The sequence below is a fragment of the Actinoplanes nipponensis genome, assembly GCF_016862275.1.
Taxonomy (GTDB): domain Bacteria; phylum Actinomycetota; class Actinomycetes; order Mycobacteriales; family Micromonosporaceae; genus Actinoplanes; species Actinoplanes nipponensis.
Genome location: NZ_BOMQ01000103.1, coordinates 13,443 through 27,442, shown reverse-complemented (window position 1 = coordinate 27,442; position 14,000 = coordinate 13,443). Strand labels below are relative to the sequence as shown.

The following is a 14,000-nucleotide window of genomic DNA, read 5'->3' as shown; positions in this document are numbered from 1 at the left end:
GCAGGACGGGCCGGATGGCCGCCAGGACCCATCCGGTGGCGCCGGCATGATCCGCACAGTGCTGCTGGCCGGCCGCTCCGGGATCCACCTGCGCGCGGCCGTGCGGATCGCCGAGGCCGCGGCCCGCCAGCCGGTGCCCATCACGGTACGCACCGCGCAACGCCCGGTGGCCGTGCCCGCGGACAGCGTCCTGGAGCTGCTGAGCCTGGGCGCGCTCTGCGGCACCGAGCTGATCCTCGAGGCGTACGGCCCGGGGGCGCGCGAGGCCCTGGGGCAGCTGGCCACCCTGCTCGCCGTCGACCCGGACGTGGTCGGCAGCTGAGCCCTACCGCCGGCCCTCGCGGGCGCGCGCCTCGGTGGCCGCCAGCGTGTCCGTGAGGGTACGGGCGGTGTCGATCAGCGGCACGTGGCTGAACGCCTGCGGGAAGTTCCCGACCAGCCGCCCGGCGTCGGTGTCGTACTCCTCGGAGAGCAGCCCGACGTCGTTGCGCAGGGCCAGCAGCCGCTCGAACACCGCGCGCGCCTCCTCGTGCCGCCCCATCAGCGCGTAGTTGTCGGCCAGCCAGAACGTGCAGGCCAGGAACGCGCCCTCGCCCGGCGGCAGGCCGTCCACATCGGTGCCGGGGTGCTGGGTGTAGCGCTGCACGAAGCCGTCCTGCAGCAGGTGCTCCTCGATCGCCGCCACCGTGCCGGCCACCCGCTCGTCGTCGGCCGGCAGGAAGCCGACCAGCGGCACCATCAGCAGCGCGGCATCCAGCTCCTCGGAGCCGTAGAACTGGGTGAACGTGCGGCGCTCGCGGTCGTAGCCCTTCTCGAGGATGTCCGCGCGGATGGCGTCGCGCAGTTCGCGCCAGTCGTCCACCGGGCCGTCCAGGTCGAACTCCTCGACCGCCTTCACCGCGCGGTCGGCGGCGACCCAGGCCATCAGCTTGGAGTGGACGAACTGCTTGGGCCCGCCCCGGACCTCCCAGATGCCCTCGTCCGGCTCGGTCCAGTGCTCCCGGACGAAGTCCATGAGCTTGACCTGGAGTCCCCACGCCGGGTCGTCGGCCTTCAGGCCCGCCCGCCGGCCCTGGTGCAGGGCGTCCATGACCTCGCCGTACACGTCGAGCTGGAACTGCTCGGCGGCCGCGTTGCCGATCCGCACCGGGTTGCCGTCGTAGCCGCTGAGCCACTCCGCGCGGTACTCGTCGAGGCGGCGCTCGCCGGCCACGCCGTACATGATCTGCAGCTCGGCCGGATCGCCGGCGATCGCCCGCAGCAGCCACTTGCGCCAGTCCCGGGCCTCGCTCTGGAAGCCGGAGTAGAGCAGCGACTGCAACGTGATGGTGGCGTCGCGCAGCCAGCAGAAGCGGTAGTCCCAGTTGCGGACGCCGCCGAGCTTCTCCGGCAGCGAGGTGGTCGCGGCGGCGACGATGCCGCCGGTGGGCGCGTAGGTCAGGGCCTTGAGGGTGAGCAGCGACCGGACCACCGCGTCGCGCCACTCGCCCTCGTAGGTGCAGGCCGAGACCCAGCCGCGCCAGTAGCCGTCGGTAGCGCCCAGCTCCTCGACCGGGTCGAGCGGCTCGGGGGGCGGCAGGTGCGAGGGCCGCCAGGTCAGCACGAACGGGGCTCGGTCGCCGGCCGCCACGGTGAAGTCGGCCCGGGTGGCCATGTTCTCGCCGTGGGTCTCGACCGGCGTGCGCAGCCAGACCGCGTCCGGACCGGCCACCGCGACCAGGTCACCCTGCTCGCGGTAGACCCACGGCACCACGTGGCCGTAGTCGAAGCGCAGCCGCAGCCGCATGGTCATCGGCACCTCGCCGCGGACGCCCTCGACGATGCGGATGACGTCGGGCGCCTCGTCGCGGGGCGGCATGAAGTCGGTGAGCCGCACCACGCCCTCGTCGGTCTCGAACTCGGTCTCGAGCACCAGCGTCTCGGGGCGGTAGCGGCGCCGGACCGCGCGGATCTCGCCGGCCGGGGCGATCGTCCAGTGTCCGTTGTCCTCGTCGCCCAGCAGCGCGGCGAAGATCGCGCCGGAGTCGAAGCGGGGCACGCACAACCAGTCGATCGAGCCGTTGCGCCCGACCAGGGCGGCGGTCTGGGTGTCGGCGATGATCGCGTAGTCCTCGATCGGCAGGGCCATCCGATGCCCTTACCCGGCGCGACCGGATCTCTACCCGCCTGGCGTGATCCGGCGACTTTGTCAGGCGGTGCGCCGCGCGCGCAGCGTCGCCTTGCGGTCTTCCCAGCGGCGCATCATCGCGCTGGTCTCGGCCCGGAGGAACTGGATGAGCTCGAGGGTCTCCTGCAGGCGGTCGGCGGCCGGCGAGTCGCCCAGGACGGCGATGCCGGCCCGGAGGTCGGCCTCGCCCCGGGAGAGGAAGGGGTTGCCGGTGACCGTCGCCTCGTACCAGGAGCCATCGACGACGTAGGCGTGCCGGCGGGTTCCCGGGTCGCGTTCGGTCCGGATGAGGCGGATCTGGACCAGGTAGCGGACGGCGCCCGACACCCCGCCGGTGCTGGCGTGCAGCCTCTCCGCGAGTGCGGCCGCGGTCATGCGCCCCTCCTCGCTGGCCAGCAGCGCCGCGAACACGCGGGCCGCGAGCCGCGGGAAGCCGGCGTCGGCGAGGGTCGAGGCGAACCGCTCGACGAAGGCGTCGATCTTGGCGGTCTCGTCGTCAGCCACGTCGCCGAGCTTACGCCGACGACATGAACTTTCAGGAATTAGTGAAAGTTGATGCTACTCTTCCGGTGCCCATTGCGGCGCGAGGGGGAGACGGATGAGCCAGCCGGCTGAGGAACGGACGTTTTGGCAGCGGCTCGCCGACTCCCAGTGGTCGCGCTACGCCCGGCTTCCCGCCCCGACGACCAGCTACACCACCACCCGCGACGTGCGGATCCCGATGCGGGACGAGGTCGAGCTGCTGGCCGATGTCTACGAGCCGGACCGGCCGGCCTCGGGGACCGTCCTGGTGAGTTCGCCCTACGGCTGGAACGTGGTCGGCGCGGCGATGACCGGCGGGGTGTTCTGCTGCCGCGGTTACCGGGTGGTGCTGGTCAGGTGGCGGGGCACGTTCGGGTCGGGCGGCGCCTTCGAACCGCACATGCGGGAGGTCGACGACGGGGCCGACATCGTCGCGTGGATGCGCGAGCAGCCGTGGTTCGACGGGCGCTTCGCCACCTACGGCTACTCGTCCTGCGGGTTCACCCAGTGGGCGCTGCTGATGGACCCGCCACCCGAACTGGTGACCGCGGTCATCGCCTTCGCGCCCTACGACTTCGGGGCATTCCTCTACCCGGGCGGCGCGTTCCTGCTCAGCACGGCGTTCGAGTGGTCGTTCGTCACCACCCGGCAGGAGCGGCCGATCCTGCCGCGCATGGTGTCGGTGCTGTCGGCCCGGGGCCGGATCAAGGACGCCCTGGCCGAGCTCCCGCTGGCCGATGCCGCGGCGAAGGTGATGGGCGGGGCGCCCTGGTACCAGGAGTGGATCAGGCGGCGGGACCTGGGCGACGCCTGGTGGCAGCGCGCCGACCTGACCGAGGCGCTGGAGCGGGTGTCCGTACCCGTGCTGCTCCAGGGCGGGTGGCAGGACGGCTTTCTGCACCAGACGCTGGGCGCGTACGCGCGGCTGGCCGAGCGCGGGGTCGATGTCGGTCTCACCCTGGGGCCGTGGACGCATGCCCAGGGCGGCGCCGCGGGCACCCGCGTCCTGCTTCCCGAGGCCCTCGCCTGGTTCGACGAGCACCTGGCCGGATCCGGCACCGGGCGCCGGGCGATGCCGGTCCGGGTCTTCGTCGGCGGCCCGGACGCGGGGTGGCGTGACCTCCCGGCGTGGCCGCCGGCCACGGCCGAGCGGATCCTCTATCCCCGCGTGGGTAACCTCCTGGCCGCGCACCCGGCCCAGCCCGGTGAGACGGCCGGGTTCACGTACGACCCGGCCGCGCCGACCCCGACCACCGGCGGGGCCTTCGTCACCCAGGTGTCGCCGGGGCTGACCGCCGGCTACGTGGATGACAGCGCCCTCGCTCGGCGCTCCGACGTGCTGGCCTTCACGTCGGAGCCGCTGGCCACGGAGCTCGAGGTCACCGGCAGCCCGGTCGTGGAACTCGGTCACGGGTCGGACAACCGCCACGCCGACCTCTTCGTCCGCGTGTCGGAGGTGGATGCCCGGGGCCGGTCACGCAACGTCAGCGACGGGTTCGTCCGGCTCGACCCCGCGCCGCCCCGGGGCGTCACCCGGCTGGCCCTCGATGGTGTCGCGCACCGTTTCGCGCGAGGCAGCCGGATCCGGCTGCTCGTGGCGGGCGGGTCGCACCCGCGCTGGGAACGCAACCTCGGAACGGGCGACGACCCGGCCACCTCGACCCGGACGGAGCCTTCCCGCCGGACCATCGACCTGTCGGCCTCGCGGCTCGTCCTCCCGGCCGCGCGGGACTGCGAGCCGCGTCTCATTCCCAGCTCACGGCGGGTTTCCGGGATCACGCCTCAGTAGTGTCGCCCTGACCGGCGCCGGTACGTGACGGCGAACCGGCGCCTCCCCGCACCGCCGAAAGGACCGCCCGATGTCCGCTGCCGCAGAAGCGTCCGCCGTACGCCCGGGGCACGCCTCGCAGCCGCATCCCCGGCGTTGGGCCGCCCTCGGCGTGATCGCGATCTCGCAGCTCATGGTCGTGCTCGACGCCACCATCGTCAACATCGCGCTGCCCAGCGCCCGGCTCGACCTGGGCATCACCGTGGCGGACCAGCAGTGGGTGGTCACCGCGTACACGCTGGCCTTCGGCGGCCTGCTGCTGCTCGGCGGCCGGATCGCCGACTACTGGGGCCGCAAGCGCACCTTCATGGTCGGCGCCGTCGGGTTCGCCGCCGCTTCCGCCGTCGGCGGCCTCGCCACCACCGGTCCGCTGCTGTTCGGCGCGCGCGCCCTGCAGGGCGCCTTCGGGGCGTTGCTCGCCCCCGCCTCGCTCGCGTTGCTCACCGTGCTGTTCACCGAGGCGCGCGAGCGGGCCAAGGCGTTCGCGGTCTACGGCGCCATCGCCGGCGGTGGCTCGGCGGTCGGCCTGCTGCTCGGCGGCGTGCTGACCGAGTACGCGAGCTGGCGCTGGTGCCTGCTGGTCAACATCCCGATCGCGCTGCTGGCCCTGGCCCTGGCGATCCCGCTGGTGCCGGAGAGCAAGGCGCACGGTGACACCTCGTACGACGTGCCGGGCGCGGTGGTCGTCACGCTGGGCCTGGCCTCGCTGGTCTACGGCTTCACCGAGGCCGCCAAGCCGGACAAGGGCTGGGACGCGGGCACCACCTGGGCGTACATCGGCGCTGGGCTGCTGCTCCTGGTGATCTTCGTGCTGATCGAGCGGGCCAGCCGGAACCCGCTGCTGCCGCTGCGCATCGTGCTCGACCGCAACCGGGGCGGGGCGTACCTGACCTCGATGCTGGTCGGCGCGGGCCTGTTCGGCGCGTTCCTGTTCCTCACCCTGTTCCTGCAGAACGTGCTGGGCTACACCCCGCTCGAGGCGGGTTTCGCCTCGCTGCCGGTGACGGCCGGCGTGCTCGTCTCGGCGACCGTGGCGTCGAACCTGCTGCCGCGGTTCGGCCCGAAGATCCTGATGATGACCGGCCCGGTGCTGGCCGCGGCCGGCATGATCTCGCTGCGCTTCATCGACCTGGACACGTCCTTCTGGGGCCACCTGATGCCCGCGCAGGTGCTGCTCGGCCTCGGGCTGGGTTTCACGTTCGTGCCGCTGTCCAGCCTGGCCCTGGTGGGCGTGCCGGAGCACGACGCCGGCGCGGCCAGCGCGGCGCTCAACGCCACCCAGCAGGTCGGCGGCTCGCTGGGCACCGCGCTGCTGAACACCATCGCGACCAGCGCCATCGCGGCGTACCTGGCCGGCCACCTCACCGCGAGCGGGCAGCCCACGCCGCGGGCGGCGCTGGAGGCGCAGGTGGACGGTTACGCCGACGCGTTCACCTGGGCGGCCGGGCTGATCCTGCTCGCCGGGGTCGTCACCGCGGTGTTCGTCAAGGTCGGCAAGGAGGACCTGCCGGCGGGGGAGGCCGCCGTCCACGTCGGCTGACGCGCGCCGCGCCCCGCGGTCCGCCGGGGAATTGGCCCGAAAGGTCACCATCATCGACCATCCGTTGTAGGTGGTTGCGTGACCCGACAAACGGTCTACAAGTAATAATTCGGGCATGCGATCTCGTTCTCTCGTCGTCCCCGCGGTGCTGGCCGGCCTGCTCGCCGGCTCCGTCGCGGATCCGGCCTCGGCTCATGAGCAGGTCAGCACGCCCTCCGCCGCGGTCGTCGGCGCGGCACCGGCGTCCCGCGTGACCGCCGGGTGGACCCTGGTGGCGCGGTACGGCTTCGACGGCGGCCGGCCCACGCCGATCGCCGACGAGTCCGGCAAGGGCCACACCCTGCGCCTGGTCACCCGCAACGGCGGCACGGTCAGCGCGGTGCGGCACGGCATCGGCCACGCCCTGCGCTTCCCCGGCAAGTGCCTGACCGGGCGCAGATGCCCGCACGCCGCGTTGCAGAGCCCCAGCGCCCCGAACCTCAACCCGGGCACCAGGCCGATCTCGTACGGCGCCAAGGTCCTGCTCTCGCCCAGCCAGACCAGCAAGGGCCAGAACGTCGTGCAGAAGGGCTACTCCGCCACCAGCAGCCAGTACAAGCTCCAGGTGGACGGCGCCGCCGGCCGGGCCAGCTGCGTGCTGGTCGGCGCCCGGCCCGGCATCAAGCTGATCACCAGCACGGTCTCGGTCGCCGACGGCACCTGGCACACGGTGGAGTGCCGGCGGACCGCGAGGGCGCTGACGGTGCTGGTGGACGGCGCGGTGCGGGGCAACCGGGCGATCCAGCCCGGCCTGTCGGTGGCCAACGACCGGCCGCTCAGCATCGGCGGCAAGGGCGCCTATTCGGACAACGACCAGTTCCAGGGCACCCTCGACGACGTGTGGGTGCGGGTGGGCTAGGGGGAGCGCAGGACGGCGGCCATCGCGCCGATCAGCTGGGCGTCGTCGGTGTCCCCCGAGAGCTCCCAGGCGAACGCGCCGCCGAGACCCCGGCTGCGCGCGTACGCCATCTTGGCCCGGACCGTCTCCGGGGTGTCGTAGCCCCACCACTGGCCGCGGCAGAGCGCGTAGGCCGTCCCGCCGACCGTCCCGGTCGGCGGGCAGGTCTCGCGCAGCACCGCGTAGTCCTCCAGGCCCGGCTCGTAGCTGCCCGGCGCCGGCCCGGTGCCCCGGCCGCCCGGGGCCGCGGTGCCGACCCCGGCCCAACCGCGGCCGTAGAAACCGACGCCGAGCAGCACCTGCCGGGCCGGGACCCCCAGCTCCACCAGCTTGCTGATCGCGGCGTCGGTGGTCGCGGTGGCGCGCGGGATGCCCGGGTACGCCGTCAGCGGCGAATGCGGCGCGGTCGGCCCCGTACCCGTCCCGGTGCCGAAGAAGTCGTAGGTCATGGCGTTGAGCCAGTCGGCGTCGCGCGCCACGGCGGCGTAGTCGGTGGCCGTCAGCTTGGCGAGGTCACCCGAGACCGCGACGGTGATCAGCCGCGCCGGCCCCAGCTCCGCGCGCAGCGCCGTGACCAGCGCCGGGAGCGCCTCCCGCCCGCTGGAGTCGCAGACCAGCCCGCAGGCGTTCGGATACTCCCAGTCCAGGTCGATGCCGTCGAAGACGTCCGCCCAGCGGGGATCGGTGAGCAGCGCACGGCACGAGCGGGCGAAGGCGCGCGGGTCGCCGGCCGCCGCGGTGAAGCCCTTCGAGCCGGTCCAGCCGCCGAAGGACCACAGCACCTTGAGCCCCGGATGCCGGGCCTTGAGCTTGCGCAGCTGACCGAAGTTGCCGCGCAGCCCCCGGCCCGGGGTGTCCGCGACCCCGTCGACGCTGTCCGCCGCGGCGACCGGCTTCTCGTGGTCGGCCCACTTGTCGCCGGTCGCGCAGCCGCCGTCGGCGACCTTGCCGAAGGCGTAGTTCAGGTGAGTGAGGCGGGCCGCGGCGCCGCTGGCCTCGACGTTGCGGACCTGGAAGTTGCGACCGTAGACGCCCCAGTCGGTGAAGTAGCCGACCACCCGCTGCGCCGTCGCGCCGGCCGGGGGCGACGGCGCGGACGTCTTCCGGGCCGGCCCGTCGCAGGCGCCGGTCAGCAGCAGCGCGGCTGCCAGGACGACGGGTACGACCCGCATGCGGGCCTCCCCAGTCCCTCGCCGAGACCCGAACCTATCGCGGCGGCGAGGGCGACGGCCCGGCCGCTAACCCGATCGGGTAGTCCTCGATCGTGTGACACCCCCCGTCGTCCGCGGCCTGCCGGGACCGGGGTTCCGGGCCTCCGGGTGAGTGGCGTTCGCGACGCGGGGCGGCCGGAGTCGCACCCGCTGTGCGATCGTTTTCGGGTGGCCGTAAGCACAGGGGGCAGCCCGCGCGATCCCGCGCGGCTGCCGGGCGCCCGCAACCGCCGGGCCGAGCTGCGTGCCCTGTTCGCCTGGCCCCGGGTCGTCGACCGCAGCCGGGCGGTCATCCGCAGCGCGGTCACCACCTTCGTGGTGCTGACCTTCACGCTGTGGCTGATGCCCGGCGTACGCGCCACTGACGTGATCGACACCCTGGGCCTGGTGCTGCTGGTCGCGGCCGTCGGCGCGGTGCTGCGCCCCCTGCTGCTGGCCGGCGTGGTCGCGCTGGGCGGCTGGGGAGCGATGCTGCTCGGCGTCACCGCCCAGGTCATCGTGATGGCGGTGGCGCTGCAGCTGGATCCGTCGAAGCGGCTCAGCGGCTGGCCCACGGTGGGCATCGCGGCCCTGCTGGCGGTGGTCTGCGCGGCGATCCTCGACTGGATGGCCGACAGCGGTACCGAGGACACCTTCGTCAAGGAGGCCCGCCGGCTCATGCGCGGCATCCGGCGGCGTCAGGCCCGCCACGGCGGCGGCCGGCTGCTCACGCTGCGCCGTCCGCGTCAGGGCACCGAGCCGGGGCTGCTGATGGTGCAGCTCGACGGGGTCAGCGAGCCGGTGCTGCGCTGGGCGGTCCGCGCGGGCAACCTGCCGACCATCGGGCGCTGGCTGCGGACCGGCACGCACGCCATGCGCGGCTGGCACACCGGGCTGCCCTCGACCACCCCCGCCGCGCAGGCCGGCATCCTGCACGGCGCCTCCGGCCAGATCCCGGCCTTCCGCTGGTACGAGAAGGCGACCGGCCGGCTGATGGTGTCGAACCGGCCCCGGGACGCGGCGATGATCGAGCCACGGCTCTCCGACGGCCGCGGGCTGCTGCGCGACGGCGGCGTCAGCATCGGCAACGCCTTCTCCGGGGACGCCGCGATCAGCCTGCTCACCGTCAGCCACGCCGCGCTGCCCGGCCGCTCGGCCCGCGGCTGGGCGGCGTTCATGGCCAGCCCCTTCGGCTTCACCCGGGCGCTGGTGCTCGGGGTCGGCGAGGTCCTCACCGAGCTGCACCAGGCCCGGCTCCAGCGCCGGCGCAACCTGCAACCCCGGGTCAGCCGCTCGGGGGCGTTCCTCGCCCTGCGGCCGGCCTCCATGCTGCTGCGGGACGTCAACATCTCGCTGGTCGCCGAGCAGATGGCCCGCGGCGCCCCGGCCGTCTACTGCGACCTGGTCGACTACGACGAGGTGGCGCACCACGCCGGCCCGGCCCGGCCGGAGTCGATGCGGCAGCTGGAGAGCCTGGACAGGATGCTCGGCGTGATCGAACGGCTGGCGCCCGAGGCGGCCCGGCCGTACCGGATCGTGGTGCTCTCCGACCACGGCCAGAGCCAGGGCGCCACCTTCCGGCAGCGGCACGGCGAGACCCTGACGCAGGCGGTCGAGCGCTACTCCGCCCCGGACCCGGCCGACGCGCCCACGACCCCGGCCGAGGCCACCGCGGAGCCCGGCTTCCCGCCGTCCCCGGTGGCGCCGCTGCTGGTCGTCTCGTCCGGCAACCTGGCCCTGATCTATCTGACCCGGTTCCCCGGCCGGCTCGACCGGGCCGCCATCGACCGGGAGTATCCGCAGCTCATCCCCGGTCTCGCCGGGCACCCGGGGGTCGGGCTGGTGGTCGTCGACGACGACGGGCCGGTGGCGATCGGGGCCGCCGGCAGCCACCGGCTGGTCGAGGGCGCGGTGCACGGGGTGGACCCGCTGCTGCCGTACGGGCCGCACGCCCGGGCGGATCTGTTGCGGCACCAGGAGGCGGCCCACATCGGCGATCTCGTCCTGATCAGCTCGGTCGATCCGGTCACCGACGAGGTGGCGGCGTTCGAGGAGCTGGTCGGCTCGCACGGCGGGCTGGGCGGCTGGCAGACCGAGGCGATGCTCGTGCACCCGGCCGAGTGGCAGATCACCCAGGGCGACCTGGTCGGGCCGGACGCGGTGCACCGGCAGCTGGTCGAGTGGTTGGCGGGGCTCGGGCTGCGCAGCCGGCCGGCCGCCCACGTCGAGCTGGGCGCGGGCGAACCGCTGCGGCTGGCCGGCCTGAGCCGGCCCGGCGCGGAGCGCGACGGCGCCGCGGCGCGACTTTCCCCCAGCCGGGACGGTTAACCCGGATGTGCTCTTCTTCCAGTTCGCGCGTGATTCGCTGCGCACCTCGTCCCGCCGTCTGCTGACCGCCGGCGTGGCCGCCGCCGTCGCCCTCGTCTCCGGGGCGGCCCCGGCGCCGGCGGTGAGCGCCGGCCCGGGAAAGGCCCCGCTGTTCAACGGCTCCGTGTACGCGGTCGCGTACCGCGGCAGCACTGTCTACGTCGGCGGGTCCTTCACCAGCGTGGGCTGGGGCGGGCGCAGCTACGACCGGCAGCGGCTGGCGGCGTTCGACGTGTCGTCCGGGACGCTGCTGAGCTGGTCGCCGGCCGCCGACGCCACCGTCCGGGCCCTGGCGGTCAGCGGGTCCGCCGTCTACGCCGGCGGTGACTTCCACCGGGTCTCGGGCCTGCGGCGTGACGCGCTGGCCCGGATCGACGCCACCACCGGCGCGGTGGGCACCTTCTCGCACGTGGTGACCGGGGCGCCGTACGCCCTCGCGGCCGGTCACGGCCGGCTGTACGTGGCCGGCAGCTTCGCCTCGGTCGACGGCGTGCCCCGGCCCAACCTGGCGGCGTTCGCCCTGGCCGGGGGCCGCCTCGACCGCACCTGGCGGGCCGGCGCCGACGACTCGGTGCACGCGCTGGCGCTGTCCGGCTCCCGGCTCTACGCCGGCGGCGCGTTCCACAAGGTCAACGGGGCCGCCGGCACGCTGCGGATCGCCGCCCTCTCCGCGACCAGCGGCCGGGTCCTCAGCACCTTCCGGCCCAACGCGCCGGCGCAGGTCAACGCGCTCGCCACCGACCCGAACGGCGTCTACGCGGCCACCGGCGGGCAGGGCGGCAAGGTCCTGGCGTACTCCTCCGCCGGCGCGGCCCGCTGGCGGAGGACCTTCGACGGCGACACGGTGGCCGTCGCCGCGCTGGGCGGGATCGTCTACGTCGGCGGGCACTTCGACCGGGCCTGCCTGACCAACCGCAACGGCAGCCAGGGCGCCTGCACCGACGGCGCGGTCGACCGGGTCAAGCTGGCCGCGATCGACCGGCGCGGCGGGCTGACCTCGTGGGCCCCGCGGGCGAACGGCGTGATCGGCGTACGCGCGCTGGCGGTGGACCGCGCCCGGATGGGGATCGCCGCGGGCGGCGACTTCACCACGATCAACGGCCAGAACCGCAAGCGTCTCGCGTTCTTCTAGCCGCTAACGTTCTCCCTTTTTAACGTATATCGGACCCGGGGGCTTGTGGCAAGACCCGGGTGCCGGCGCAGAATCATCGCCCGAGGCCGGAAGCTGCGGAAATGGGTGATCTGCGAAGTGCGTAGGTTTTTGTCAACAGAGAACTCGCCGGGCGGTCCCGCATGAGCGCCCGGGCCACCAGCGCGTTCGCCCTGCCCGCCCGGCTCGCCCACAAGGCCGGCCCGGCGCTGATCGCGGTCGACGAGCGGCACTTCGCGGCCATCGCCGAGAGCCTGGCGCAGGTGACCGCGGACCTGTCCGACCGCCTCGACGCCGAGCGCCGGGCCCCGGCCGGCAAGGGCCGGCAGGCGGTCGACCGGGACCTGGAGGTGCGCCGGCTGGCCGCCCGCCTGCGCGGGCTCAGCCGGTTCAGCCTGGACCTGTGCCTCGGGCGCATGGTCCGCGCGGACGACCCGGAGCCGGTGTACGTGGGCCGGTTCGGCCTCACCGACCGCACCGGCCGCAGGCTGCTGCTCGACTGGCGGTCCCCGGCGGCGGAGCCGTTCTTCGGCGCGACCCACGCCAACCCGATGGGGCTGGTGAGCCGCCGCCGGTACCGCTGGACCGGCGGCCTGGTCAGCGACTACTGGGACGAGGTGTTCGACCCGGACGGCTACGCCGGGGCGGCCCTCGACGACGACTCCGCCTTCATCGCCAGCCTGGGCGGCCACCGCTCGGCCCGGATGCGCGACGTGCTCGGCACCATCCAGGCCGACCAGGACGCCATCATCCGGGCCGGTTCGGCCGGGGCCCTGGTCGTCGACGGCGGCCCCGGTACGGGCAAGACCGTCGTCGCCCTGCACCGCACCGCGTACCTGCTCTACTCCGACCCGCGCCTCGGGCACCGCCGGGGTGGCGTGCTGTTCATCGGCCCGCACGAGCCGTACCTGGCCTACGTCGGCGACGTGCTGCCCAGCCTCGGCGAGGAGGACGTGCAGACCTGCACCCTGCGCGACCTGGTCGCCGAGGGGGCCACGGCGACGGTGGAGACCGACCCGGAGGTGGCCCGGCTGAAGTCGTCGGCCGATCTGGTCCGCGCCATCGAGGCGGCCGTCGCGTTCTACGAGGAGCCGCCGGCGCAACCGATGACCGTGCCGGCGGGCGACACCGACATCCGGCTGAGCGCCGAGGACTGGGCCGAGGCGTTCGGGGCGCCCGGACCCGGTACGCCGCACAACGAGGCGCGCGACGAGGTCTGGGCCGAACTGCTGACGATCCTGCTGGCCAAGTACGACGGCGACGAACCGGAGAGCCTGGTCCGCCGGTCGCTGCTGGAGAACCGGGAGCTGCGCAGCGCCTTCCAGCGCGCGTGGCCGCTGCTCGAAGCGGCCGACCTCGTCGGCGACCTGTGGTCGGTGCCCGCCTATCTGCGCCGGTGCGCTCCCCGGCTCAGCCGCGACGACGTCCGCCGCCTCCAGCGTGGCGACCCCCGGGCCTGGACGGTGTCCGACCTGCCGCTGCTGGACGCGGCCCGCCGCCGGCTCGGTGACCCGGAGGCGTCGCGGCGCAACCGCCGGCGCGATGCCGTGCTCGCCACCGAGCGCGAGCGGATGGCCACCGTCGTCGACGACCTGATCGAGGCGCACGCGTACGACGACGGTGAGGGCGTGCTGTCCAGCCTGCGCCAGCTGGACCTGCAGGACGCCCTGGTCGACGAGGCCGCCCTGCCCGGCGCCGACCCGGACCTGCTCGCCGGCCCGTTCGCGCACGTCGTCGTGGACGAGGCGCAGGAGCTGACCGACGCCGAGTGGCAGATGGTGCTGCAGCGCTGCCCGTCCCGCAGCCTCACCATCGTCGGGGACCGCGCGCAGGCCCGGCACGGGTTCACCGAGTCGTGGCGCGAACGGCTGCAGCGGATCGGGCTCGACCGGATCGCGCTCGCCTCGCTGAGCATCAACTACCGGACGCCGGCGGAGGTCATGGCCGAGGCGGAGCCGGTGATCCGGGCCGTGCTGCCGGACGCCAACGTGCCGCTGTCCGTGCGGAGCAGCGGCGTGCCGGTCCACCACGGATCCACCGCGGAGCTGGGCGCCGTCGTCGACGCCTGGCTGGCCGGGCCCGCCGAGGGGATCGCCTGCGTGATCGGCGACCCGTCGTTCCCCGCGTCGCCCCGCGTGCGGTCGCTGACCCCGGAACTGGCCAAGGGGCTGGAGTTCGACCTGGTCGTGCTGGTCGACCCGCAGTCCTTCGGCGCGGGCATCGAGGGGGCGGTGGACCGCTACGTCGCGATGACCCGGGCGACCCAGCAGCTGGTCATTCTCACCACGGCGTGAAGGCG

At 74.2% G+C, this 14,000-nt stretch carries 9 protein-coding genes and 1 pseudogene; 7 read left to right on the top strand and 3 right to left on the bottom strand.

Annotated elements, in window-relative coordinates; translation table 11 throughout:
- The first annotated feature begins 46 nt into the window (after positions 1–46).
- Positions 47–322, top strand: coding sequence for an HPr family phosphocarrier protein (locus Ani05nite_RS40050; protein WP_203777323.1), 276 nt, complete (start codon positions 47–49; stop codon positions 320–322).
- A gap of 3 nt (positions 323–325) precedes the next feature.
- Here Ani05nite_RS40050 and Ani05nite_RS40045 read toward each other — a convergent pair whose 3' ends face one another.
- Both Ani05nite_RS40045 and Ani05nite_RS40040 read right to left on the bottom strand, forming a co-directional pair.
- Entirely contained in the window at positions 326–2,128 is a 1,803-nt protein-coding gene (locus Ani05nite_RS40045) for a glycoside hydrolase family 15 protein (RefSeq protein WP_203777321.1), read from the bottom strand.
- A 60-nt stretch (positions 2,129–2,188) separates the two neighbouring features.
- Complete coding sequence (locus Ani05nite_RS40040; protein ID WP_203777319.1) at positions 2,189–2,671, bottom strand: GbsR/MarR family transcriptional regulator; 483 nt, start codon at positions 2,669–2,671, stop codon at positions 2,189–2,191.
- Between the two features lie 94 nt (positions 2,672–2,765).
- Here Ani05nite_RS40040 and Ani05nite_RS40035 point away from each other — a divergent pair, with 94 nt between their 5' ends.
- From Ani05nite_RS40035 to Ani05nite_RS40025, 3 genes are all read left to right on the top strand, one after another.
- Positions 2,766–4,478: a CocE/NonD family hydrolase gene (locus Ani05nite_RS40035; RefSeq protein WP_203777317.1), complete on the top strand. Its 1,713-nt coding sequence runs from the start codon at positions 2,766–2,768 to the stop codon at positions 4,476–4,478.
- A 70-nt stretch (positions 4,479–4,548) separates the two neighbouring features.
- Entirely contained in the window at positions 4,549–6,057 is a 1,509-nt protein-coding gene (locus Ani05nite_RS40030) for an MFS transporter (RefSeq protein WP_203777315.1), read from the top strand.
- 115 nt (positions 6,058–6,172) lie between these two features.
- A complete protein-coding gene (locus Ani05nite_RS40025; RefSeq protein ID WP_203777313.1) occupies positions 6,173–6,955 on the top strand; it encodes a LamG-like jellyroll fold domain-containing protein in 783 nt (260 codons plus the stop codon).
- On the opposite strand, the pseudogene Ani05nite_RS40020 reads toward Ani05nite_RS40025, so the two are convergent.
- Positions 6,952–8,106 (bottom strand): annotated as a pseudogene (locus Ani05nite_RS40020) (glycoside hydrolase family 18 protein); the annotation flags it as partial. The gene Ani05nite_RS40025 and the pseudogene Ani05nite_RS40020 overlap by 4 nt on opposite strands.
- 267 nt (positions 8,107–8,373) lie before the next feature.
- Between Ani05nite_RS40020 and Ani05nite_RS42065 the strand changes: the two are divergent.
- The 3 genes from Ani05nite_RS42065 to helR all read left to right on the top strand — a co-directional run bounded on the left by Ani05nite_RS42065 (position 8,374) and on the right by helR (position 13,995).
- Positions 8,374–10,512 carry an alkaline phosphatase family protein gene (locus Ani05nite_RS42065; protein WP_275410723.1) on the top strand — a complete coding sequence of 713 codons (2,139 nt, stop codon included), beginning with the start codon at positions 8,374–8,376 and terminating at the stop codon, positions 10,510–10,512.
- A 7-nt stretch (positions 10,513–10,519) separates the two neighbouring features.
- Positions 10,520–11,683: a WD40 repeat domain-containing protein gene (locus Ani05nite_RS40010; RefSeq protein WP_239131096.1), complete on the top strand. Its 1,164-nt coding sequence runs from the start codon at positions 10,520–10,522 to the stop codon at positions 11,681–11,683.
- Between the two features lie 161 nt (positions 11,684–11,844).
- Positions 11,845–13,995 carry an RNA polymerase recycling motor ATPase HelR gene (gene helR, locus Ani05nite_RS40005; protein ID WP_203777309.1) on the top strand — a complete coding sequence of 717 codons (2,151 nt, stop codon included), beginning with the start codon at positions 11,845–11,847 and terminating at the stop codon, positions 13,993–13,995.
- Positions 13,996–14,000: the final 5 nt, after the last annotated feature.

Coding starts and splice junctions, on each gene's coding strand:
- Ani05nite_RS40035 (WP_203777317.1), top strand. CDS start 2,766: ATGAGCCAGCCGGCTGAGGAACGGACGTTTTGGCAGCGGCTCGCCGAC.
- Ani05nite_RS40030 (WP_203777315.1), top strand. CDS start 4,549: ATGTCCGCTGCCGCAGAAGCGTCCGCCGTACGCCCGGGGCACGCCTCG.
- Ani05nite_RS40045 (WP_203777321.1), bottom strand. CDS start 2,128: ATGGCCCTGCCGATCGAGGACTACGCGATCATCGCCGACACCCAGACC.
- helR (WP_203777309.1), top strand. CDS start 11,845: ATGAGCGCCCGGGCCACCAGCGCGTTCGCCCTGCCCGCCCGGCTCGCC.
- Ani05nite_RS40050 (WP_203777323.1), top strand. CDS start 47: ATGATCCGCACAGTGCTGCTGGCCGGCCGCTCCGGGATCCACCTGCGC.
- Ani05nite_RS40025 (WP_203777313.1), top strand. CDS start 6,173: ATGCGATCTCGTTCTCTCGTCGTCCCCGCGGTGCTGGCCGGCCTGCTC.